Genomic DNA, 21,005 nt, shown 5'->3' with positions numbered 1-21,005 from the left:
TTTTGATTGGTGATTTGTGCGAATGCTTGAGCTTGAGAAGGCGTGGGGTCAAGCCCGTTGGTATTTAGATCTGGATTTCTCCAGATGCTTATGGTGTCTTGCCCGGGAATGCCTGTAAGTTCTAATTTGAATACGATGAGATTTACTTGGTTATCCAGGGCACCGAGGGTATGCAAAGGAGCGTTGATGTCGATCCCAGTAAATGAGATAGTTGAGCTATCTCCACGGATTGTGAATTTGCGGTCTGAACCCATATTGTAGCTGCCATCTGAGTAAAAGCCAGGGGTTTCTCGCCATTTTATTTGAACGGCGTCGTTTTTCCAAAATTCCACGCCGAAATATGGGGATGCGATAGTAGGCTCTGGGGTAGTGGTGCCGGTGTTTTCTAATTGATAAAGGAAGCTGAAATAAATTGTGCCAGTGCCCGTATTTACAGCAATTTCACGACCGAGTCGTGCGTTTGTCTCAAGCCGCAAGGCCCCACCTGTAGTGATGATGCTGCCGGTGTCGGATGTGTAGTCTAAGCTATTAGGCGTGATTTTGGATTTTGGATAAGCTCCCGTGCCGATTTCAAGCCAATTACTTGTATAGCCTGTTTTGGGAACAAGTGCATTTGTGCCCGGTGTGGCGTTGGCTCCAAAAGTTTGATTTGGAATATAACCCGTGCCGAAACCTTCATAAGATGGCGTGACTTGGCCATGACTGTTAAATGTCACAGCAACAACACTTAGCAAGAGTGTTTGTTTCAAAGCACGCATCATATGCAAGTATGTGTTTTACAAAAGCACACTTTTTAATGAAAAGCAAGTAAAAAGTTTTTTATCTATAAAAAATTACTTATGTTGGCGAAGAGCTGAATGCTAGTTACTTATAAAAGTTATGTGTCAGCCGGCGATGTGGGTAGGGTGAGGGTGAATTCCGTAAATATCCCTTCTTCACTTTCTACACTGATCGTTCCACGATGGTTTTTAATGATTCGATATGAAATACTTAATCCTAGGCCTGTTCCTGATCCCACATCTTTTGTAGTAAAAAAAGGATCGAAGATTTTATTAATAATCGCCTGTGGAATGCCCGGGCCGTTATCTCGTATTTTAAGTTTTAAGTTTCCTTTTTCTTCGTAACTAGTGATTTGAATTTGAGGTTTACGATTATCCGCTGGTTTGAACTGCTCATCGAGCATAGCATCGTATGCGTTTTGCAAAAGATTTAGGACCACTTGCAGCAGTTGCTGTTCATTTCCCCAGACAACGTGCTCAGGTGAAATATCACAGTGAATCTCGACTTCAGCTTTGCGGTCATGGCCTACGTAGCGGAAAGCAGTGGCGACAATGTCGGCTACTCGGACGTGTTCAAATCGCTCGGCCTTAGGATGGGAAAAACTTCTTAATCCGCTCACGATGGTTTGGACGCGTTGCACGCCATCACTAATGTCGTGAATGATTCCCTCAATTTTCGCGCGCTTTTGAATAGGAAGGGATGCGGCTTCTTTCTGTAGTAAATACAAAGCGGTGTTAGCGTAGTTGAGGGGATTATTGATCTCATGAATCACTCCCGCAGCAAGACGACCAAGTGAGGCCATTTTTTCGCTGTGAAGCAGCTCAGCTTCAGTTTCACGGAGTTGTTCAAAAGCAATTTCAAGACGACGATTTTTTTCGGAAAGTTCATGCTGCAAAACAAATGCTCGCATACGAGCATTCGTTTGCACCCAGCTACCAAAAATCACGACAGCACTTGCCAGAAGGATGAAATACATATTGTTAAAAAAGACCCCAAAGTTGATACTCTGACGCTCATTAAAAATGCACGCTGCAAGATATATCAGACAAACAGCATAGACGGCTACGATGCTCTGCTGAGGGCTCCAGTTCAGAATTAATCCAAAAAGCAACAAAAACAGCACCAGTGCCACATAGTAAGTAGACAAGTGGCCGTCCGTTAAAAAAATCATCACACCAAAGGTCAAAGCCGGCACTAGAGCTACACAGACACTAATAAGACGATAAAAGCGCCGTCCTACAGGCTGCAAACCAATCGTCAATAACACCGCCAACGCCGATGCACACGCAAACCGCAAAAGCAAAAAAAGCCCCGCCTGCTGCGGATAGACAAAGTGATCCAACACCGCACCCATAATCACCAGCACCATGGCAAGCAACGAGGCCATCACGAAATTGTTCGTCCCAGCCATTCGATCCGCTTCTCGAAATGCTCGCCACACCTCTGGCCGCACCTCGACGCTCTTGAATGCTGACGCAAACATCTCTCCCTCTCTCTAGCCACCCCCTACTATTCCTCAAACGCAAAATCCATCCCGACACTTGACTCTCCCTCTCCTCTCCCTACCCTACTCCGCCAATGATCGTAACCACCGCCTCGCTCTATCGCCATGCCTATGGCCAATACGCCATCGGCGCCTGGAACGTCAACAATGCCGAGCAAATCATGGGCCTCTTTCGAGGCTGTTGGGACTCACAAGCCCCTTTTATCATCCAAATCTCCAAGGGCGCCCGCAAATACACCCACAAGCGCATCCTCGAATCCCTCATACGTGCCGCAGATGAAATCTTCCCCGGCCTCCTTTTCGCCGTCCACCTCGATCACGGCGACGAGGAAACCTGCTACGAATGCATCGAGTCAGGCTTTTACTCCTCGGTGATGATCGATGCTTCCCATCACCCTTTTGAAGAAAACGTCGCCATCACACGCCGCGTCGTCGAGCGCGCCCATGCCCGCGGAATCTCAGTAGAAGCCGAGCTCGGCATGCTCGGCGGCGTCGAAGAAGACATCGTCGTCGAAGAAGGTCACGCCTGCCTCACCGATCCCAAAGAAGCCGTAGAATTCATCCGCCGCACAGGTTGCGACGCACTCGCCGCCGCCATCGGCACCTCTCACGGCGCTTACAAATTCAAAGGCCGCCAATCCCTCCACTTCGACGTCATACAAGCCATCCGCGATAACCTAATTGCTGCAGGCATGCAGCCGATCCCCATCGTCATGCACGGTTCTTCCAGTGTCCCCAAAGAAGAAGTCGCACGCATCAACGCCGCAGGAGGACAACTCGACCCCTCAGCCCGCGGCGTCGACGAAAACGAATATCTCCCCGCCGCCAAACTAGGTGTCACCAAAGTCAACATCGACACCGACGGCCGCCTCGTCTGGACACGCGTCCATCGCGAATACTTCCGCGATCACCCCACCGAATTCGATTTCCGAACCCCCGGCAAGATCTTCATGGACGAATACGCCAAGTTCATCGCCGGTCGAAACCAAAAACTCGGCTGCGCAGGCAAACTCGATGACCTCAAGCGATTCCTAAACATCCAGCTCTAACTAACCTCCCGACTGCCGTCTCTCCACCAACATACCACCCGCTAAAAAATTGCCGCCACATCTCCCAGGCAGATCTAACACCTTACAAAAAGCCTTCTGACTCCTATACACCCCCCCTCGAGCTTCTGAGCACCTGCTCCAACACCTCAAAAAAGCCCGGAAAAGTCTTCGCCACACATTTTGGATTCCTAATCCTCATCCCAGAGACCCTCGTCCCCAGCACCGCAAAAGCCATAGCAATCCGATGATCCTCATAAGTCTCAATCTCAGCAGACTGAAATTTTCTCGTCGGAAAAATTCGCAGACCGTCCTCGCGCTCCTCCACTCGCACTCCTAGTCGTCTCAACTCCGTCGCCGTCGCTGCAATCCTATCCGACTCCTTCAGCCGAATATGCGCCACATTCCGAATCGTCGTCGGCGAATCAGCCAACGGCGCAATCGCCGCCAAAGTCATCACTGTATCGGAGATCGCATTCATATCCACATCGACACCACAAAGACGATCCGTGCCCGTCACACGAATCCCCTTCTCAGTGTATTCAACTTCAGCCCCCATACGAGAAAGGACTTGCGCAAACGCCACATCTCCCTGAAGAGCATTCGTCGTCAACTCAGGCACAAAAACCGAACTCCCCGCGTGAATCGCCGCCAACGCCATAAAATAAGACGCTGCAGAAGCATCTGGCTCTATTCCATACTCCTCCGGAGGTGCATAATCTTGCCCTCCCATGATCCGGTAGCAATGCGCTCCCGCATCATAAACCGGCAAATGTTTCAAACCAAATTGAGCCATCATCCGCAAAGTGATCGCTACATACGGCTCAGACTGAAGCGGGCCGCTGAGTTGCAACGTCAACTGCGGATGAGCCGCCAGTGGCAAAGCCATCAAAAGGCCGGAGAGAAACTGGCTAGTCTTTTCTACCTCGACTTCCGCATAAGGACTTATCTTTGGATAAGTCCTCAAAAGAATAGGAAGCGCGTCCGTTTTATCTAGGCACCTCACCTCAGCCCCAAGCTGTCGCATCGCCTCAATCAACCCGCGCATCGGCCGCTCTCTCATCCGAGGCACCCCGTCAACCCGATAACTACCCGGATAATGCAACAACGCCGGTATCAAAAAGCGCGCTGTCGTGCCTGAGTTTCCAACGAAAAGGTCGACAACTTCCTCTCCCCCGCGCCCTCGCACCTCTTGCACCCGCCTCACACATTCCATCATGTGCTCGGTGTCTTCAGAAACTAAGGCACCTCGTAACCGTGCAGGGCTCTTCGAAAGAAAATTTAAAATATGCGCACGATTGGTGATGCTTTTTGAGCCAGGCAACTTTACGGTGGCATGAAACACAGCACCTGAAAATACCTAGCCTCTTCACACAGCACAATCTTCTTCATCTCCTGGACCGGAGCTCAGTCCTCACTTTACCGCCCGCGTGGCACGCTTGCATCAAACTCGCCACAGCGCCACTCCCAACCGACGCATATGAATAAGGCTAGAAGTTGATTTTTACCGGGATCGAATTAGCTGAACGTTGCGCCGCATGCTCCTCATCACTGCACGGCTGGTTAATCGGCACTGCTGTCGGCGCGTCACTCTTTTGGACGTAACCATTGGCCACTAACCACTGCTCAAGCTCTTCCCCACTGATATCTGCTAACATATGTCCATCCACTTCGACACAAGGGGAAAGCTCCTGTCCGCTTTTCTGCACCATCTCAATTCGATTTTGGATATTGCCAATAATATCCCGATCCTCATAAGGCAGATTATATTTTTGAAGCACCGCGCGGACACCGTTACTCCATCCGCACCAAGGTTTCAAGTAAGCAATGATTGTAGGTTTCTTATTCATATCAGCAAATAAACATAAAACCATTTTTTGATTTTGCAAAAGAAGTTTCACTTGCCCGCCTCTGCGCACTAATGAGGGCATTGAAAAGGGCTTTTCTTCATTCCACATTCATATCCGATAAAAATACTGGAGTTTAAGTTAATAAAAATTTGCGTAAATGCGGTTTCTGGATTCATTACGATATCTGGACGATATTAGATAAAGCTGGCATTTCTTGGCAGCCTAGATAAATTATCGCCTAGTATTGTATTCTTATCCTCTTTTGATCAATCAATCAGCATATTATGCAAGAATTCTTCTATCCTAATCACACCATCATATCGAATTGCCTTGAGTGTTAAGCATTCTGAACCGGGCAAGCACATCTTACAATCATTAAACAGAATAGGCTTATAGTATTTTACATAACCCAAATTTACATACACAGTCAACTCTGGATCACTGTTGGGATCCTCTTTGCTAACAAATTTAAGTGTATCCGCATACAAAAAATGAATTGGTTGTGCTATATAATCATTAATGAGTTTGTCTCCACTATGGGATAATAGTGGGGGAGGAATTCTTTCTATATTAATGCACTTCGGTATATATTTCTTATTTTTCACATAAAAATCCAAAGCGATTTGCGTTTGAGATTCAATCCTCAAGGAGGTATGAATAAACCAACTTATGGCTACTCCAACAAGCACAGTAGTAACAAAGCCATATTTAATTATTGCGTTTTTTACATTTAATAACTTTGGATGTTTTACTATACAGAGAATTAAGCCTATGATAAGAACTAAGAGCATCCAAATCGGGGGATAGAATCTAGATAATCCATTAAAACCACCTTGGAATGCATGAACTACATTTATGCCTATAATCATCATAATTAAAATATAGACTTTCTGTTTTAAGATTGTTGCTTTATCTGAAGAATATACTAATTCAGTAGTTATAATTCTGTTTAGTATATAATCCATAGCAATAGCAATCAATAACAACGCCATCCCAATTACAAGCCTTGTATTACCTATCCATTCTAATACTATCCTCCATGAATTTAAATTTATTATATCGTAAATCACATATATCCATCTATGTAAATGCCATATAGGAGAAAATAAGGTTCTAAAATTGAATTCATGCAGGCTTTTATCCTCTCCTACCGTGCCGCGATAATTTCCCTCACTCTGAATTACTATCAATAGCAAATATAGTCCTACCGCCAGAAAAGGGATTACCACCCCCAAGTCATTAAAACATTTTTTGTTCTAAAAGATATAGAGTTTGGATTTGCTAAGAATCCTATAGCAAGAGAAGCGACAACTAAGTGTTCCCCAAAGAATGCCCCTACTAAGATTGCAAAAAAAGCAAAAAATAACCATATACTGCTTTTGCGTTGATAATACTTTTTAATAAAGATAATACCTAACATAAAAAATAAGCAGTTATATAATACCATAACTTCCTGTAAGCCATAAAGCAGCATCATGTGCAATCGGGATTACTCCGTAGAATACTGCCGCTAGCAAACTAACTCGAACAGATCTTGTCCAATCATACATTAGATAATAAATCATAGATGTGCAAATCGTCCATAAAAGGACTAGATATACACCTGTAAGATACTTTGGCATATAGACATAAGGAGCGAAAACGAAGGACCAGAACCACCTTCTCATTTTGAATTCTAATATGTATTCCTTCATCCATGATAAGAGACCACTTTCTAGGATTCGATTAATTTTGGGTATATCATCAGATCTTAAAATGTATTCTCCAAAACAATTTATCCAACACGCCGCAAGCGAAAAAATTAAAATTGCCCAACCAATCTTAAAATTCAAATTAAAATGCGTATTTGACAGAGACTGTGGAGACTCACAAAGCGTTATCTTTCCTAACTTTGACTTAAGAATTTTAGTAACCTCTTTAAGCATATTTATATTTATTAGTCAAACTAATTGTATTTGACATAGAACTGTTGTAAAAAAAAAACTACCTTAAGCTCAATTTTAGATAAAAAAATAGACGCTTATCTCTAAGACCCTGAAAGCTGCAAGATTGTATCTTCAACTACGTAATTTTTGTTTTTTTTTCCCTATCCGTCGCAACTGATGGAACGGCACTCATTGACATATCTATTCAAAATCTATAAGTTGAGTTGTTCACTGTTCAAATTTATTTTATATTTTAGATTGGTTTGTAGTTTTCAAATTATATTATAGAAAGTGTCTATTCTATCCCAACTCTCATAGAATATTTTGTTCTCTAGAGCGCCTTCATCCAACAGTTTCCCCAAATCACATCGCTTTGATAGACAACACTCATAAACTAATTAATCTTAGGACTTATACTTTGATATCTATTACCTAACACTTTAGTGTTTGCTTTATACAATTGCTTTCTTTGTAGTTAGTTTAGAATAGTTAATTTATTATGTATTATGGGCATGCAAAAAAAGTCTCTGTTAGTTAACAATAATCTTCCTGATGCGTTATCGCTGAAATAACTTTTGTTGACGAGAATTAGGGCAGTGGGGAATACTAGCTTAGGGTAAGCACTACTAATTACCGTTTGGCTTTCGCCACACAGAAAATAGCTTGATGATAGGAGCGCATTTGTAGTGTGGCGGAGCCAACGGGGCTCGAACCCGCAACCCCTGCCGTGACAGGGCAGTGCTCTAACCAATTGAGCTATGGCTCCGTATTGCTGGATGTGGCATTGAGGCCAATCACGCGCGAATTTACAATATTACGAATACTCCGACGGATGGCAAGGTTTTATTGCGATGCAGAATTTGCAGCCGGTGGGACCTCATCGGGCTTTGTGTTTTCCATTTCTGAAATTTGGAAGTGAGGGACAATTTCGCGGACGAAGTCAGTGAGCATTGAAAGGGTCTGCTCTGGATTTTTCCCGTCGGGACGTAGGTCTTGCGTGATGATGGAGTAGGCAATGACGTAAGCCCAGCGGTGATTGATATTGTGAAATACTTTGTCCCAACTAGTGTGGAAGACTCGCCAAAAATGCGAAGGGGTGGTCATGCCATCGCCCACAAACCAGTAAAGATAATAGCCGCGGATGTTGAGCGTCTGTTTAGGACCTACGACCAGTGGTCGCATAATGCTCAAGGCCGTAACTTCGAGCTGGCGGCCGCTTTTTAGTGGTATGGAAATGCGACGGCTGCCGGTGTTTTGCCAACCTTGAGCGGGAAGGCAAATTTCTGGCCTGTGGATGCTTCGTTTTTCTGCTCCGCTGAGGATAATCGAGGCGATAATGGTGTCGCCTTCAAAATTTTCGTATGACTTTCGCGCAAATTCTGTGTCAGGAGGGAGGATAGCTCTTTCACCTTCAGAAATTTCTTGTTCGTATCCTATAAAATCTAAAACGCGAGTCGGCAAATACATGATGACGCCTGGTTTCGTGGAAACCTCATAAGTCGTGCCGACAAGGCAAAGCCCTACGGTGAAGAGGACAACAAGCAAAATTATACCAGACCGTAAAGGAGAAGTGGGGGAATCAAAATCGTCAAGAAACATGTAAGAGGAACTTATTCTGAGGATGGAGACTTGGATGGCTTTGAGTGAATATCCATGACGTCATTGCCATTACTAGAGGAGGCAGGGTTTGTACCCTCCCCCTGTTCGTCAGGAATGGACGGATAAGAAATTGTAGCTGAGGTTTCACCGGCAGCAGAGAATACTGGAGAGGGAGATTGAGTAAGGCGCTGCCAATACTCTGCCCAGGGGCGTTCAAAAAGCCAACCTGTTAGCATCATCATCCCTATAGCGACAATAAAGACTGCATAACCTGCAGCCATGTGATATAAACTAGGATTCTCAAGGGTGCCGACAGCAGTCTCAGGACCAAGCAGCAAAGTGCCTGCGGTGAGAATCAATATGCGAGCGATATTTCCCATGATAGCAAAAGGAACTGCTAGCGCAAAAATAGCGAGCTTCTGCCACGTCTTGCGCATAGCAAGATACCCGTAGAGCGCCGATAGCATGACTAGCGCGAAGAGCGAACGAATACCGCTGCAGGGGTCGGCAACTTCAAGTTGGAAGAGCTCTCCTTGCGCCAGCCCGTTTGCCAGATCTGGCGCTGAAAATATCCCCGTGCCCATACGCACAACAGGAATGCCGATGAAATTCAATATTCCCGCTGAGCACCATGTCATAAAATGTCGGAGCGTCACAGCAATCTGGTCCGTAAATGCCGGCAACGGATACATAAAGCAAAGAAAAAGCCAGTAAAAGAAAACTGCCTTAAACATCCCCCAACCGGCAAACCACACCACAAGCCCCATATAGAAAAGTTGCAGAGCGGGATAAGCAAAATAATGCACGTTGGCTCGCTGCCCAAACCAATAAATAGCCAAGCCCACAATTATCGGCACGATGCCCCAATTTGAAGGTCGGAGGGGCACTGCAGCAATCGTTTTCCAATCCCGATAGACCATCCATCCGACAATGAATGGCACAAAGAAACAATGCGCCCAGTCGCCTTGATAAGTCGTAAAAAGCGCCGGATACCCTTGTGCCAAGGATTTTAAAGTCGCATCGTAGCCCGTGTAGTAGGGCACAAAGCCAAATAACAAAGTCACTGCAACAATCGAGACCATCCAAGGCCACGTCAAGAAAAGGCGCCAATTTAAATTCACAAAGCGTAAATTAATCGTCTGCTGCTGAGAAACAAAAGCTTTTTTGCTCCTGCCCATGCATACCAACACAAACTCCCCAAGCCGATTTTCACTTGAGTTTCAGAAAGAAAACCCTTGACTTTCGCCATGCCACGGACGTCTCTAGTCACAGGTATTGCAGGATTCATCGGCTCTCATGTTGCAGACGAATTAATTCGCATGGGTCACCGCGTAATCGGCCTTGATGACCTCTCGGGCGGCTTTGTGGATAACGTCCCTTCCCAAGCTGAATTCATCCAAGGCTCCTTTCTGGACGTGGATTTAGTCCATCAACTTTTTGAAAAATATAAACCCGACTATGTTTTCCATCTCGGCGCCTATGCCGCCGAAGGCCTCAGCCATTTCATCAAACGATTCAACTATCAAAATAATTTGATCGGCTCCGTCAATTTAATAAACGCCGCCATCAACACAGGCACAGTCCTCTGCTTCATTTTCACCTCTTCCATCGCCGTTTACGGTAGAAACCAACTCCCCATGCACGAGGATCTTGTCCCACAACCCGAAGACCCTTACGGCATCGCCAAGTATGCCGTCGAGCTCGACCTCAAAGAAGCACACGAAATCTTTGGGCTAAACTATGTCATCTTCCGGCCTCACAACGTCTATGGAGAGCGACAAAATCTCGGAGACCCTTACCGCAACGTCATCGGGATCTTTATGAACGCGCTTCTACAAGATCAGCCCCTCACAATTTTTGGCGACGGCACACAAACCCGTGCTTTCTCCTACATCAGCGATGTCGCCCCCATCATCGCACGTTGCGTCGAGCGTCCAGAGACGTTCAACCAAATTTTTAATGTCGGCGCAGACCAACCTTACTCTGTCCTCGAGCTTGCTCACGCCGTGGGCCGCGTCTTCGGCGTCACACCACGCATCCAACATTTGCCCGCTCGCAACGAAGTCCTCCATGCCTATTCTTCTCATGATCGCGTCAAAACATATTTCGCCGATCTCATCCAAAATGTGCCTCTCGAAGAAGGCCTACAGCGCATGGCGGCTTGGGCGAAAAAAGTAGGCTCGAGACAAGGCAAACCTTTCGAAGCTGTTGAAGTTACCAAAAACATGCCCCCTAGTTGGGCTCGTCTTATCTCCCACCACTCCTCATGAAAATCGCCATACTCGGTATTCGCGGCCTGCCTTCAAGCTACAGTGGGTATGAAACATTCATCAGTGAACTCGCCCCACGCCTCGTTCAACGCGGCCACGACGTCACAGTATACTGCCGAAGCCCACTCTTTTCAGAACGCCCCCCTACCTATCTTGGCATCCGACTTATTTATCTTCCCAGCATCGAACACAAATTTTTCAGCACCCTCTCGCACACACTGCTAGCCATCGTGCATGCTTCCCTAAAGGACTTCGACATCGTCTTCGTCGTTAACGCCGCTAACGGAATGTTCGGCTTCATCCCCCGACTGCTCCGCAAAAAATGCGCCTTAAACGTCGACGGCATGGAATGGCTAAGGCCGAAATGGAACGCCATCGGGAAATTTATTTTCAAAAATTCTGCGCGCCTCGGCACAATCTTTTACCACAAAATTATCACAGACGCCGAGGAAATGCATCGCCTCTACGCCAAAGAATTCGGCATTGACTCCACCTACATCGCCTACGGCGCCAACATCGAATCCTCTCAAAACCCAGAATTTATCGAGGAATACGGCTTACGCCCCCGTGATTACTACCTCATCGCATCGCGAATGATTCCCGACAACAACGCAGATTTAATCGTCGAAGCATTCGTAAAATCCGGTTCTCAAAAAACTCTCGCCATCGCCGGAGGCGCAGATTACAAGGGCAACAAAATCGAAATGGCTTTCCTCAATCGCCTCAAATCCTTGGCGAACGATCGAGTCAAATTCCTTGGCCACATCAGCAAACCCGGCCACATCCGCGAGCTGCATTGCAACTGCTTCGCTTACATTCACGGCCATCAATTCGGCGGCATCAACCCTTCTCTCCTTAAAGCGCTCGGCTATGGAAACCTCATCCTAGCCCTCCACACACCTTTTAACTCTGAGGTTCTCGACGGAGGCCGATATGGCCTACTTTACGAAAAAGACAGCAACGATCTTGCCGAGAAAATCAAGAAAATTGAAGCTGATCCAGAGCTCGCAGAGTCATTCAGAAGCCGCGCTCAAGACCGAATCCGAGAGCGTTTCACTTGGGATCACATCACTGATCAATATGAAACGCTATTCCAAGAAATGCTCGCTTCTAGCTAATGCCTCATCTCTTCACCTACGGCACCCTATCTGACCCCGATTTTATGCGCCGCCTCACTAGACGCCGTTTATCTTATCTTCACGCTCGCCTCGACGGATACCAAAAAATAGCCATTCACGGCTTTGACTATCCTGCCATCGTCCCTCATCCACACTACTATGTATTAGGCAAGATATTTTTTGATATCCCCGATGAAGCATGGAAAAACCTAGATACATACGAGGGGCACACTTACTCTCGTAAGCTCGTCACAGTAGAAACCGAAAACGGCCAGCTTTACCAGGCCCTCACTTACGTATGGAACGCATAAGCGCACTTCCTGATCCGATTATCCGAGAAGCCGTCACTCGTGCCCTCGGTGAAGACATCGGCCCGATGGACATTACAAGCCATCATTTCGTTCCTTCAAAAACTCAAGCTCAAGCGACCATGCTAGCCAGACAAGAAGGTGTCCTAGCTGGCTTACCCCTTGCAATCTATGCCTTTCGCGAACTTGACCCACAATGCCGCATCGAGACTTACCTTCACGATGGACAGCTTTTCTCCGCCGGCACGGTTCTTTTGAAAATCGAGGGAAACGCCCGTGCTATCCTCTCTGCTGAGCGCACCGCTTTGAATTTTGTGCAACAACTTTCCGGCGTTGCAACGTTGACGCACCGATTCGTTCAGGCCACAGCAGGCACTGCCACACAGATCCTCGACACCCGCAAGACAGTTCCAGGCCTTCGTCTATTGCAAAAATATGCTGTCGTATGCGGCGGTGGAAAAAACCATCGTATGGGACTCTACGATCATTTTCTCATCAAAGATAATCATCTCACACTTCTGACTACTCAAGAATTACGCGATCGCATTAAAGCCGCTCGCCAAGCTCATCCAGAAGCCACCATCGAAATCGAGGCTTCTTCCCTAGAGCAAGTCAAAACATTCTCCTCACTCGATGTCGATGTCCTCTTGCTTGATAACATGGACCTTTCTACCCTCGCGCAAGCCCTTCAAATCATCGGTGGACGCATCAAAACCGAAGCTTCTGGCAACATGACTCTCGATCGCGTCGCACAAATCGCTCGACTCGGCGTGGACTATATCTCCGTCGGCGCCCTCACCCATAGTGCGCCAGCTGTGGATATCAGTCTTGAATTTCAAGTCCTAGGCCTAGATTAGTCCATTCGCTGCTTGGCAATAAATTCAAAAGCTTGTGGTGCCCAATCCTCGCGATATGACGTCAAGTCGTTGTGCTGCGCATGAGCAAGCTCGACATACTGATGCGGCACACCATTCTTAGACAAAGCAGCTCTCAGACGTCGTGCATGCTCGACCGGAATCACTTCATCTTGCGCCGCAGAAACAATGACCACAGGCACATTTAATCCCTTGAGTCGTGACACACTGTCGTATCGTTCCCGTAGCAGCCAGCCAATCGGTAAAAAAGGTAAACGCGACCGAGCCACGTTCAAAATGCTATCATAAGGAACGGCTAAAATCACTCCACCGACTCGCTCTGGCCTTGCTTGAGCGACTGCTGCTGCAACGCCAGAACCAAGGCTTTCCCCAAGGAGAACAATTTTCGGCTGCCTATGGCCACGCTCAGATTCCCACAGATCGAATGCTCCCACAGCTGATGGAATAAATGTAGCCTCCGAAGGACGCCCCTTGCGGCGTCCGTAGCCTGGATATTCCAAAATGCGCATTTCACCGAAGCCAACTCCTTGCATCGCATCTACCCAGTGACTTCGCCACGAAGCACTGCCTGCGTTGCCGTGAAACATAAGGATTGGAATCTCGCCACCTTTATCGCTGCCAGGGATATAGGCATAGAAGGGGTTTTGTTTCCTCCTTTCAATAATCCACCCGATAAATTCCCCCCGAGGGGTTGTCCACTCCTTCCATCCCACGGCTTTTACTTGCTCATCAAAGCGAGGCTCATATCGCGGAAAATAAATGAACGATTGTTGACAGCCCGCAATCAGTGCTACTAGCGCCAAGTAGAGCAAACCCAGTCGAAGAACGCTTTGAATACTTAAAAACCGAATGTTCCAACTTCGCTGGCGACTCATCCTGCGTGATACGTTAGTCCTGTTTCGCGTAGTTGCCAAACGTCGCTGCACAATCGTGAGTTTGGCAACATGAAGATTTGTGCTAAGCCTAGCTTTTTAACCCTAGATAGAAGTTATCACTATGAGTCTTGAAATTAAAAACCTCAGTGCAGAAGTTAACGGTCAGCTCATCTTACGAAATCTCTCGCTTACCATTTCAAAAGGAGAGGTGCACGCGATTATGGGACCAAATGGCTCAGGTAAAAGCACCCTAAGCAAAGTCATGGCAGGCCATCCTGACTACACAGTGACGAGTGGCGAAGTCTTACTCGACGGAGAAAACATCCTCGATCTAGAGCCTGACGAGCGAGCACGCAAAGGTTTGTTTATGGCGTTTCAATATCCGAGCGAAATTCCAGGCGTAACGATTGCCAATTTCCTCAGAGCTGCTCTCCAAGCTCGACTCCCAGAGGGCGTGGAGATTGACGCGGCTGAGTTCTACGCGAAGTTGTATGAAAAAATGGCTTTGCTGGAAATGGACAAATCCTTCACCGGCCGTTACGTAAATGAGGGGTTCTCAGGAGGCGAAAAAAAACGCAACGAGATTTTACAAATGCTCATGTTAGAGCCATCTTACGCAGTGCTCGATGAGACCGACAGCGGCCTGGATATTGATGCACTGAAAATTGTGGCCAAAGGGGTGAATTCCGTTCGCGGCCCCTCACTCGGCATCCTTGTGATAACGCATTATCAGCGGTTGCTAAATTATATCATTCCCGACTTCGTCCACGTGCTCGTCAAAGGCCGTATTGTGAAGAGCGGTGGTAAGGAACTGGCCGAGCAACTCGAACGGGAAGGTTACGAAAATCTTCTCAAAGAAATACAGGACTAAACATGCACGAGCACGGGTGGCCGTTAAATTCTAAGCCTCCTTGGTTGCGAGCCAAGATTCCTCGAGGAGAAGGCTATGAAGCGACTCGTGCGATTATTCAACGTTATCGGCTTCATACAGTATGCGAAAGTGCACAATGCCCTAATCTAGGAGAATGTTGGTCTCGTCGCACGGCTACTGTCATGATTCTTGGTGACATTTGCACGAGGAGTTGTGGCTTTTGTGCCGTAAAGACGGGACGACCCACAGAGCTAGATTGGCAAGAACCCGATCGGGTCGCAGAAGCCGTGCGATTGATGAACCTCAAACATGTTGTGATCACCTCAGTAGCACGAGATGAACTCAAAGATGGCGGCGCTGCTGTGTGGGCTGCAACGATCCGATCCGTCCGCAAACGAAATCCGCAGACGCGCATCGAGGTGCTTATTCCCGATTTCAAAGGCAACATCGACGCTTGGGAAACTGTTCTTCAAGCACGCCCCGACATTCTCAATCACAACGTGGAAACGGTGCCGCGTCTTCATCCTCAAGTGCGCCCTCAAGCACGTTATGAACGATCCCTTGCCCTCCTCTCACACGCTAAAACACGAGGATTTACCACCAAGACTGGACTGATGCTCGGACTTGGAGAGACACGAGATGAGATTGACGCCGTGCTAAGAGATCTAGCTTTTCTTCACGTGGACATACTCACTCTTGGCCAGTATCTAAGACCATCGGAAGCTCATCTACCGATGCATCGATGGGTAGCTCCCGAAGAATTTGCATGGTGGAAGGAACATGCGCTGGCTTTAGGTTTCAGCGTCGTCGAGTCTGGTCCACTGGTGCGCAGTTCGTATCACGCAGATGAGCAATCCCAGCGCTTCTATCATCTCGATGTTTCTTCCTCTCCCACGTTCTCTAATCCAGCTTAAAATGGACGTCTAGCGTCCTATCATATTCATAGCCAAGAGGCCGAAATCTCCACCATCGCTGGATGGCCTCGATGGCAGCTCGATCACAATCTTCACGACCCGAGCTCTTGAGGACTCGAATCTCTTTGGTGCGGCCTTCTAAGCCGATTCTTAAAAGCAGGCTGACTGTCCCTTGATGCCCAGCACGAAGAGCAGCAGGAGGGTAACGCGGCTTGACTTGCTTTAAGATTTCTGAAAGTTGCGCAGGTGAGGCTTTACCATGCTCAGGATCCTGTTGTGGTGTTGGTGTAGGTTTCTTCTTTCGAATTTTAGGTCGCTCTTCAGACGGTATGGGCTTTGCCTCATGGGTTTTTTCTTTCAACCACTCGGGCACAGGCACCTCTGGAGCTTCTGGCGCTTCAGTAAGGATGACATTTTCCTGATTCGGCTCGGCCGTTGAAACTTCTTCGGGTAGCTCGACAACGTTAATTTCCACGGCGAGAAACTCCTCGCGATTTCCTTTCATGGCCGTCAATAGTGAGCTGCCGAAATACGTTAGAAAAAGAAACAGCAATCCGTGCGCGAGAATAGAAATCAGCCATGCGCTCGTGGACTTATTGATTCGGCTCATGGATCAAATTGAACGAACGCGCCCCCGCTCGGGTGGCAATCTGCATGATTTCAGTAAAACGTTCATACGGAGTGGCCCGGTCACCGCGAAAAAAAACTGCTTGTTGGGGGACATGTTGAAGCCGCTCCCTCAAAATCCTCTCTAATTCAGCTTCGGAGACTTCTTCGCGGTTAACGAAGAGGCGGTTTTGAGCATCAAGGCTGATGACAATCATCTGCGCATCAGGAGACGAGGGGCGCGTCTCAGCGCGCGGCAATTTCAAATCTAGCGCAGGATAGACAAATGAAGAGGTTAACATAAAAAAAATCAAAAGCTGAAAGACCACATCAATCAGCGGCGTTAAGTTCATAGCTCCAGGAGAGCTTGCAGGGCGATGAAACTCTACCGACATAAGATTCTAGAGGACCTCATAAGTGTCATTCGCAGAGGCTACTTCATCATGAGTAGCAGCAAAGGACGTAGCACTTGAAGGTTCCGGTGTCGACGGTGGTAGAATGCGGCCCACAGCCAGCATTTCGTCGAGCTCACTCACGACATCTTGCATTTCACGGCTGATCTTCTCGACGCGAGCGTGAAAAAACTGGTGCGTAAGTAGACAAGGAATCCCGATGAGCAGACCTGCAACTGTAGTGATCAACGCCTCCCAAATCCCACCAGCTAAATCGGATGGATTCACATATCCACCTGCCGCCTCGATCTGGTAGAAAGCTGCAACCAAGCCCGCGACCGTTCCAAGCAGACCTAGCAACGGTGACACGTGAGCGATTGAAGACAAGAGCTTCATTTGAGCCTCAAGCTCTAAGAGATAACGGTTACCTTCACGCTTAAGAGCTTCGTTGCGGAGCCCTGGAGGAGCATGGATGTAGCGCAGATATACCGCGGCAGTTTTAGCTACTGGACTTGCAGAGCCCGAAAGCCATTTGGGGGCACGCATTGGACAACCTGCAAGTTCTTGTTTTAATCTTTTGAGAAACTGCGGATAATTTAATCGCGCTTTCCAATGAACCCACCCTCTCTCAACAATTACGGCCGTGGCGACTATAGAGCAAAGCAAAAGCGGCCACATAAACACGCCCCCCTTTAAGAACCATTCAACAGCAAGCATAGTTCGATACGCTGAGGAGTTTGTTTAATTGAGACTTGGTCGCAAGAAAAATCTAACTCTTGCAGCTCAACGCCTGAGGCTCAGAGCCTAACAAAAGGATTTATTTTTTTTCTGGACAAAACATGAACGACCGCTTTGATATTTAGCCGTGTTTGAGAACATTTTAAAGAAATCTGAAAGTCAGTCAGCGCCTATAAACTTTAGCGCAAGCAAAACCGCCAGTAACCAACCTCCAGCCGAGACTCCTTCTCAGTCTCGCGACCGGGATGCTGGATCTATGCCAGCTGCAAGCCCGAGTTCCAGCCCACTTCGCAACGCTTTTAGTTCAATCTCTCCGACGACAGAAACGACAATAATAGCTGCAGATACAGAATTCAAAGGCAATCTCGCTTTTAATGGCGAGCTCCACATAAACGGCCGCTATGAAGGCGGGATTGATTCCGAAAACGGGACGCTGATCATAGGTGATCAAGCTATCGTAAAAGCACAAATTCGAGCCCAAGACATAATAATTAAAGGAAAAGTTCAAGGAAACATAGTTGCTACTGGACGCGTCGAGCTGCGTGGTAAAGCTCAAATCTTCGGAGATGTAAGAGCTTCTCGCCTCTTTATTGAAGATGGAGTGCTATTTGTCGGACGCTCAGAAAATATCAACAGTGCGCCGCAGACGGAAGCTGACTTTTCTCAAATCTTCACGCGCCTCTCCGACAAACCAAGCCGCTAAGGGTAAAGCGACTCGTTCACACGACATAAAGTCTGAATACTCTATAGCGGGTAAGTCAATGCAAGCCTCGATGGGCTTGGATTTATGAACTCTTAGCGTTTACACGTAGATTGATGAAGACGTGGCGTATCCATCTTGCAGGATTCGGCACCGTCGGAGCTGGACTCTGGCATCACCTGGAATCTCACGTTGATTTAATCTCCCGCCGCACAGAGAGTCGTTTTGAAATTACAAAAATTGCCTGCCGCGATCCCCATAAGGCCACTTCTCGTGGCGCTCCAGCAGATCGGATCACCACTGACCTGCTCTCTCTTGCCACCGATCCCGGCGCTGAAATTCTTGTGGAACTCATTGGCGGTATCGAGCCAGCCTACTCCCTCATTAAAACAGCTCTTCTAAACGGCAAGCATGTTGTCACCGCAAATAAAGCCCTCCTCGCAGCCCACGGAGAAGAACTATTAACCCTCGCCGCCAAGCAACAACGTCATCTTCTTTTTGAAGCCAGCGTCGCCGGCGCAGTTCCGATTATCAAGGCGATACGCGAAAGTCTCGCTGCTAACAAAATTCTCTCCATCCATGGCATAATCAACGGCACTTGCAATTACATCCTAACTCAGATGACCGAGAAAAACCTTGATTACGCTACAGCCCTAGCGGAAGCAAAACAACTCGGCTACGCGGAGGCCGATGAATCTTTGGACGTAGACGGACATGATACCGCCCACAAAGCTATTATTCTTGCTGCACTTGCCTACGGCACATGGGCCGATGAAGAGAAAATCTGCGTCGAAGGCATCCGTAACATCAACCGGCTAGATTTGGATTTCGCTGCTCGCCTGGGCTATAGCCTCAAACTCCTAGCGATCATCCAATCCACAGATGAAAAAGAAATAGACTTGCGCGTGCATCCCACCCTTTTGCCGCAATCGCATGTTCTAGCTTCTGTTAAAGACGTTTTTAATGCTATTGCCGTGCGAGGCGATGCGCTCGGGGAAGCTCTTTTCTACGGTCGTGGTGCAGGTGCCTTACCCACCACGAGTGCTGTAGCGGCTGACCTCATCGAAATTGCCCGCAATCCCACGCCCACTCCTACCTCCTATAAGCCCTCTCATGCTAAACTCAAGCCGATCTCAGAGGTCATCTCCCGTTATTACCTACGCTTAAACGTCATAGACCGCCCTGGCGTCCTTGCTCAGATATCTAGCATCTTAGCAAGGCACCAAATTGGAATCTCTTCAGTCATCCAACCCAAAGGACACGAAGGCGATTGGGTGCCGCTTATTCTCATGGTGCATGATGCCCAAGAAGCCGCCTTCCAAAATGCTCGCCAGGAAATAGAAACCTTGCCGATCGTCGCTCCGCCTGCCATCGTCATCCGCGTCGAAGATTTCGAATGACGAACATGAAACTCTCCCCCTGGCCAGGCGTCATACGAGCCTATGCCGATCGCCTTCCTGTCACTCAACACACCCCGATCGTCACCCTCCTGGAAGGCAACACTCCCCTCATCCCCCTCTCCAATTTTTGCAAGCGACACCGCCTAGACCTCGAGCTCTACGTCAAATATGAAGCGCTGAACCCCACTGCCTCCTTCAAAGATCGCGGTATGACTTTGGCCGTCTCAAAAGCCGTAGAACGTGGAGCTCAGATTCTGGTGTGTGCTAGCACCGGCAACACCTCCGCCTCCGCTGCTGCCTACGCGGCAAGAGCGGGTATCCGCTCAGTTGTAATCATCCCCTATGGAAAAATCGCCCTCGGCAAGCTCGCGCAAGCCCTCATCTATGGCGCACAAATCATCGCCATCGAAGGCAATTTCGACGACGCCCTCCACATCGTGCAAGCCCTCGGTTCACAACCGACGATTGAAGTCGTCAATTCCATCAACCCCGTGCGCATCGAAGGTCAAAAAACAGCCGCTTTTGAAATCTGCGATCATCTTGGCCGCGCTCCAGACGTCCATGCGCTCCCAGTCGGCAATGCCGGCAACATCACCGCCTACTGGAAAGGTTACCAAGAATATCATCGCGATAACGTGATCCGCACTTTGCCTCGCATGTTTGGTTTCCAAGCTGCAGGTGCTGCTCCGATCGTAGAAGACCGCATTATTGAGCACCCCGAGACCATCGCCACGGCCATCCGCATCGGAAACCCTGCAAGCTGGCAAGGCGCGAAAAGAGCCATTAAAGAGTCGCACGGGCACATTGACAAAATCACGGATGCCGAGATTCTCGAAAACCAAAAAGCCCTTGCGCAATCCGAAGGGTTATTCGTCGAGCCTGCTTGTGCTGTGGCTCTTGCAGGCATTCGCAAAGCTTTTTCTCAAGGTCTTATCCCTTCCGGCGCTCTTGTCGTTGCAACGATGACGGGACACGGCTTGAAAGATCCACAGACGGCGATTGAGCAAATAGACATCCAACCGCATGTCTGTCCGCCGGACGTTCAAGCGGTGTTGAAACTTATTAACGGATAATCTTTCACCTGGCTCTTGGCTTGAAGCCTGGCTTGTTCAAAAGCCGTAGCCCCTTCGGCGTCTCCGCAATCAAATAAAACCCCTCTTCCTCTGCTAATCCCTTCGCCTCCTTCGTAATCCGCTCCCCCGCTAAACCCCCATACACCCTCATCCCCTCAAAA

Annotated in this window: 22 protein-coding genes and 1 tRNA gene; 10 read left to right on the top strand and 13 right to left on the bottom strand. The window is 48.1% G+C overall.

The window, feature by feature from the left end:
• Together NZM04_03435 and NZM04_03430 are read right to left on the bottom strand one after the other, a co-directional pair.
• Positions 1-761 (bottom strand): hypothetical protein (locus NZM04_03435; GenBank protein MCS7063092.1); only part of this gene is annotated, 761 nt, incomplete at its 3' end.
• 116 nt (positions 762-877) lie between these two features.
• Complete coding sequence (locus NZM04_03430; GenBank protein ID MCS7063091.1) at positions 878-2,263, bottom strand: ATP-binding protein; 1,386 nt, start codon at positions 2,261-2,263, stop codon at positions 878-880.
• Between the two features lie 95 nt (positions 2,264-2,358).
• Between NZM04_03430 and NZM04_03425 the strand changes: the two genes are divergently transcribed.
• On the top strand, positions 2,359-3,333 hold the full coding sequence (locus tag NZM04_03425) for a class II fructose-bisphosphate aldolase (protein MCS7063090.1): 975 nt from the start codon (positions 2,359-2,361) through the stop codon (positions 3,331-3,333).
• Between the two features lie 103 nt (positions 3,334-3,436).
• On the opposite strand, the gene aroA is transcribed toward NZM04_03425, so the two are convergent.
• The 7 genes from aroA to NZM04_03390 all read right to left on the bottom strand — a co-directional run bounded on the left by aroA (position 3,437) and on the right by NZM04_03390 (position 9,825).
• Positions 3,437-4,675: a 3-phosphoshikimate 1-carboxyvinyltransferase gene (gene aroA / locus NZM04_03420; protein ID MCS7063089.1), complete on the bottom strand. Its 1,239-nt coding sequence runs from the start codon at positions 4,673-4,675 to the stop codon at positions 3,437-3,439.
• 145 nt (positions 4,676-4,820) lie between these two features.
• Positions 4,821-5,288 (bottom strand): glutaredoxin, encoded by a 468-nt coding sequence (locus NZM04_03415; protein MCS7063088.1) that lies wholly within the window; start codon positions 5,286-5,288, stop codon positions 4,821-4,823.
• A gap of 158 nt (positions 5,289-5,446) precedes the next feature.
• A complete protein-coding gene (locus NZM04_03410) occupies positions 5,447-6,415 on the bottom strand; it encodes a hypothetical protein (GenBank protein ID MCS7063087.1) in 969 nt (322 codons plus the stop codon).
• Entirely contained in the window at positions 6,403-6,657 is a 255-nt protein-coding gene (locus NZM04_03405) for a hypothetical protein (protein MCS7063086.1), read from the bottom strand. The genes NZM04_03410 and NZM04_03405 overlap by 13 nt, the downstream gene beginning before the upstream one ends.
• Positions 6,658-7,794: 1,137 nt before the next feature.
• A tRNA-Asp gene (locus NZM04_03400) sits at positions 7,795-7,871 on the bottom strand.
• Between the two features lie 77 nt (positions 7,872-7,948).
• Entirely contained in the window at positions 7,949-8,704 is a 756-nt protein-coding gene (locus NZM04_03395) for an EpsI family protein (GenBank protein MCS7063085.1), read from the bottom strand.
• A gap of 11 nt (positions 8,705-8,715) precedes the next feature.
• A complete protein-coding gene (locus NZM04_03390; GenBank protein ID MCS7063084.1) occupies positions 8,716-9,825 on the bottom strand; it encodes an exosortase/archaeosortase family protein in 1,110 nt (369 codons plus the stop codon).
• Positions 9,826-9,951: 126 nt separating this feature from the next.
• Here NZM04_03390 and NZM04_03385 point away from each other — a divergent pair, with 126 nt between their 5' ends.
• Genes NZM04_03385 through nadC form a run of 4 tightly spaced genes read left to right on the top strand, consistent with a single transcriptional unit; the run spans position 9,952 to position 13,257 of the window.
• Positions 9,952-10,974 carry an NAD-dependent epimerase/dehydratase family protein gene (locus NZM04_03385; protein MCS7063083.1) on the top strand — a complete coding sequence of 341 codons (1,023 nt, stop codon included), beginning with the start codon at positions 9,952-9,954 and terminating at the stop codon, positions 10,972-10,974.
• Positions 10,971-12,092, top strand: coding sequence for a DUF1972 domain-containing protein (locus NZM04_03380; protein ID MCS7063082.1), 1,122 nt, complete (start codon positions 10,971-10,973; stop codon positions 12,090-12,092). The genes NZM04_03385 and NZM04_03380 overlap by 4 nt, the downstream gene beginning before the upstream one ends.
• Positions 12,092-12,403: a gamma-glutamylcyclotransferase gene (locus NZM04_03375; GenBank protein ID MCS7063081.1), complete on the top strand. Its 312-nt coding sequence runs from the start codon at positions 12,092-12,094 to the stop codon at positions 12,401-12,403. The genes NZM04_03380 and NZM04_03375 overlap by 1 nt, the downstream gene beginning before the upstream one ends.
• Positions 12,391-13,257, top strand: a complete 867-nt coding sequence (gene nadC / locus NZM04_03370) for a carboxylating nicotinate-nucleotide diphosphorylase (GenBank protein ID MCS7063080.1) — start codon at positions 12,391-12,393, stop codon at positions 13,255-13,257. Before NZM04_03375 ends, nadC begins: the two co-directional genes overlap by 13 nt.
• Here the strand turns inward: nadC and NZM04_03365 are convergent.
• Positions 13,254-14,150: an alpha/beta hydrolase gene (locus NZM04_03365; protein ID MCS7063079.1), complete on the bottom strand. Its 897-nt coding sequence runs from the start codon at positions 14,148-14,150 to the stop codon at positions 13,254-13,256. The genes nadC and NZM04_03365 overlap by 4 nt on opposite strands.
• 121 nt (positions 14,151-14,271) lie before the next feature.
• Here NZM04_03365 and sufC point away from each other — a divergent pair, with 121 nt between their 5' ends.
• Both sufC and lipA read left to right on the top strand, forming a co-directional pair.
• Positions 14,272-15,021: a Fe-S cluster assembly ATPase SufC gene (gene sufC / locus NZM04_03360; GenBank protein MCS7063078.1), complete on the top strand. Its 750-nt coding sequence runs from the start codon at positions 14,272-14,274 to the stop codon at positions 15,019-15,021.
• Positions 15,022-15,023: 2 nt separating this feature from the next.
• The gene (lipA, locus tag NZM04_03355; protein MCS7063077.1) at positions 15,024-15,935 is read left to right on the top strand and encodes a lipoyl synthase; all 912 of its coding nucleotides are present in this window, start codon (positions 15,024-15,026) and stop codon (positions 15,933-15,935) included.
• Here the strand turns inward: lipA and NZM04_03350 are convergent.
• The 3 genes from NZM04_03350 to NZM04_03340 form a co-directional block, all read right to left on the bottom strand.
• Positions 15,922-16,440, bottom strand: coding sequence for a TonB family protein (locus tag NZM04_03350; GenBank protein MCS7063076.1), 519 nt, complete (start codon positions 16,438-16,440; stop codon positions 15,922-15,924). The two genes, lipA and NZM04_03350, sit on opposite strands and share 14 nt — an antisense overlap.
• A gap of 88 nt (positions 16,441-16,528) precedes the next feature.
• Positions 16,529-16,936: a biopolymer transporter ExbD gene (locus NZM04_03345; protein ID MCS7063075.1), complete on the bottom strand. Its 408-nt coding sequence runs from the start codon at positions 16,934-16,936 to the stop codon at positions 16,529-16,531.
• Between the two features lie 6 nt (positions 16,937-16,942).
• Positions 16,943-17,650, bottom strand: a complete 708-nt coding sequence (locus tag NZM04_03340) for a MotA/TolQ/ExbB proton channel family protein (GenBank protein MCS7063074.1) — start codon at positions 17,648-17,650, stop codon at positions 16,943-16,945.
• 277 nt (positions 17,651-17,927) lie between these two features.
• On the opposite strand from NZM04_03340, the gene NZM04_03335 reads away from it, so the two are divergent.
• The 3 genes from NZM04_03335 (at position 17,928) to thrC (ending at position 20,844) form a co-directional block, all read left to right on the top strand.
• A complete protein-coding gene (locus NZM04_03335; protein ID MCS7063073.1) occupies positions 17,928-18,374 on the top strand; it encodes a polymer-forming cytoskeletal protein in 447 nt (148 codons plus the stop codon).
• A 113-nt stretch (positions 18,375-18,487) separates the two neighbouring features.
• Positions 18,488-19,771 carry a homoserine dehydrogenase gene (locus NZM04_03330; GenBank protein MCS7063072.1) on the top strand — a complete coding sequence of 428 codons (1,284 nt, stop codon included), beginning with the start codon at positions 18,488-18,490 and terminating at the stop codon, positions 19,769-19,771.
• 5 nt (positions 19,772-19,776) lie between these two features.
• Positions 19,777-20,844: a threonine synthase gene (gene thrC, locus NZM04_03325; GenBank protein MCS7063071.1), complete on the top strand. Its 1,068-nt coding sequence runs from the start codon at positions 19,777-19,779 to the stop codon at positions 20,842-20,844.
• Positions 20,845-21,005 lie beyond the last annotated feature (161 nt).

The sequence above is a fragment of the Candidatus Methylacidiphilales bacterium genome (assembly GCA_025056655.1).
Classification (GTDB): domain Bacteria; phylum Verrucomicrobiota; class Verrucomicrobiia; order Methylacidiphilales; family JANWVL01; genus JANWVL01.
The sequence above is the reverse complement of the archived record's forward strand: the minus strand, read 5'-3'. Positions and strand labels throughout refer to the sequence as shown.

Coding starts and splice junctions, on each gene's coding strand:
- NZM04_03365 (MCS7063079.1), bottom strand. CDS start 14,150: ATGAGTCGCCAGCGAAGTTGGAACATTCGGTTTTTAAGTATTCAAAGC.
- lipA (MCS7063077.1), top strand. CDS start 15,024: ATGCACGAGCACGGGTGGCCGTTAAATTCTAAGCCTCCTTGGTTGCGA.
- NZM04_03425 (MCS7063090.1), top strand. CDS start 2,359: ATGATCGTAACCACCGCCTCGCTCTATCGCCATGCCTATGGCCAATAC.
- NZM04_03405 (MCS7063086.1), bottom strand. CDS start 6,657: ATGATGCTGCTTTATGGCTTACAGGAAGTTATGGTATTATATAACTGC.
- NZM04_03430 (MCS7063091.1), bottom strand. CDS start 2,263: ATGTTTGCGTCAGCATTCAAGAGCGTCGAGGTGCGGCCAGAGGTGTGG.
- NZM04_03335 (MCS7063073.1), top strand. CDS start 17,928: ATGCCAGCTGCAAGCCCGAGTTCCAGCCCACTTCGCAACGCTTTTAGT.
- NZM04_03380 (MCS7063082.1), top strand. CDS start 10,971: ATGAAAATCGCCATACTCGGTATTCGCGGCCTGCCTTCAAGCTACAGT.
- NZM04_03415 (MCS7063088.1), bottom strand. CDS start 5,288: ATGTGGAATGAAGAAAAGCCCTTTTCAATGCCCTCATTAGTGCGCAGA.
- NZM04_03385 (MCS7063083.1), top strand. CDS start 9,952: ATGCCACGGACGTCTCTAGTCACAGGTATTGCAGGATTCATCGGCTCT.
- NZM04_03340 (MCS7063074.1), bottom strand. CDS start 17,650: ATGCTTGCTGTTGAATGGTTCTTAAAGGGGGGCGTGTTTATGTGGCCG.
- NZM04_03350 (MCS7063076.1), bottom strand. CDS start 16,440: ATGAAAGGAAATCGCGAGGAGTTTCTCGCCGTGGAAATTAACGTTGTC.
- NZM04_03395 (MCS7063085.1), bottom strand. CDS start 8,704: ATGTTTCTTGACGATTTTGATTCCCCCACTTCTCCTTTACGGTCTGGT.
- sufC (MCS7063078.1), top strand. CDS start 14,272: ATGAGTCTTGAAATTAAAAACCTCAGTGCAGAAGTTAACGGTCAGCTC.
- thrC (MCS7063071.1), top strand. CDS start 19,777: ATGAAACTCTCCCCCTGGCCAGGCGTCATACGAGCCTATGCCGATCGC.
- NZM04_03345 (MCS7063075.1), bottom strand. CDS start 16,936: ATGTCGGTAGAGTTTCATCGCCCTGCAAGCTCTCCTGGAGCTATGAAC.
- nadC (MCS7063080.1), top strand. CDS start 12,391: ATGGAACGCATAAGCGCACTTCCTGATCCGATTATCCGAGAAGCCGTC.
- NZM04_03330 (MCS7063072.1), top strand. CDS start 18,488: ATGAAGACGTGGCGTATCCATCTTGCAGGATTCGGCACCGTCGGAGCT.
- NZM04_03375 (MCS7063081.1), top strand. CDS start 12,092: ATGCCTCATCTCTTCACCTACGGCACCCTATCTGACCCCGATTTTATG.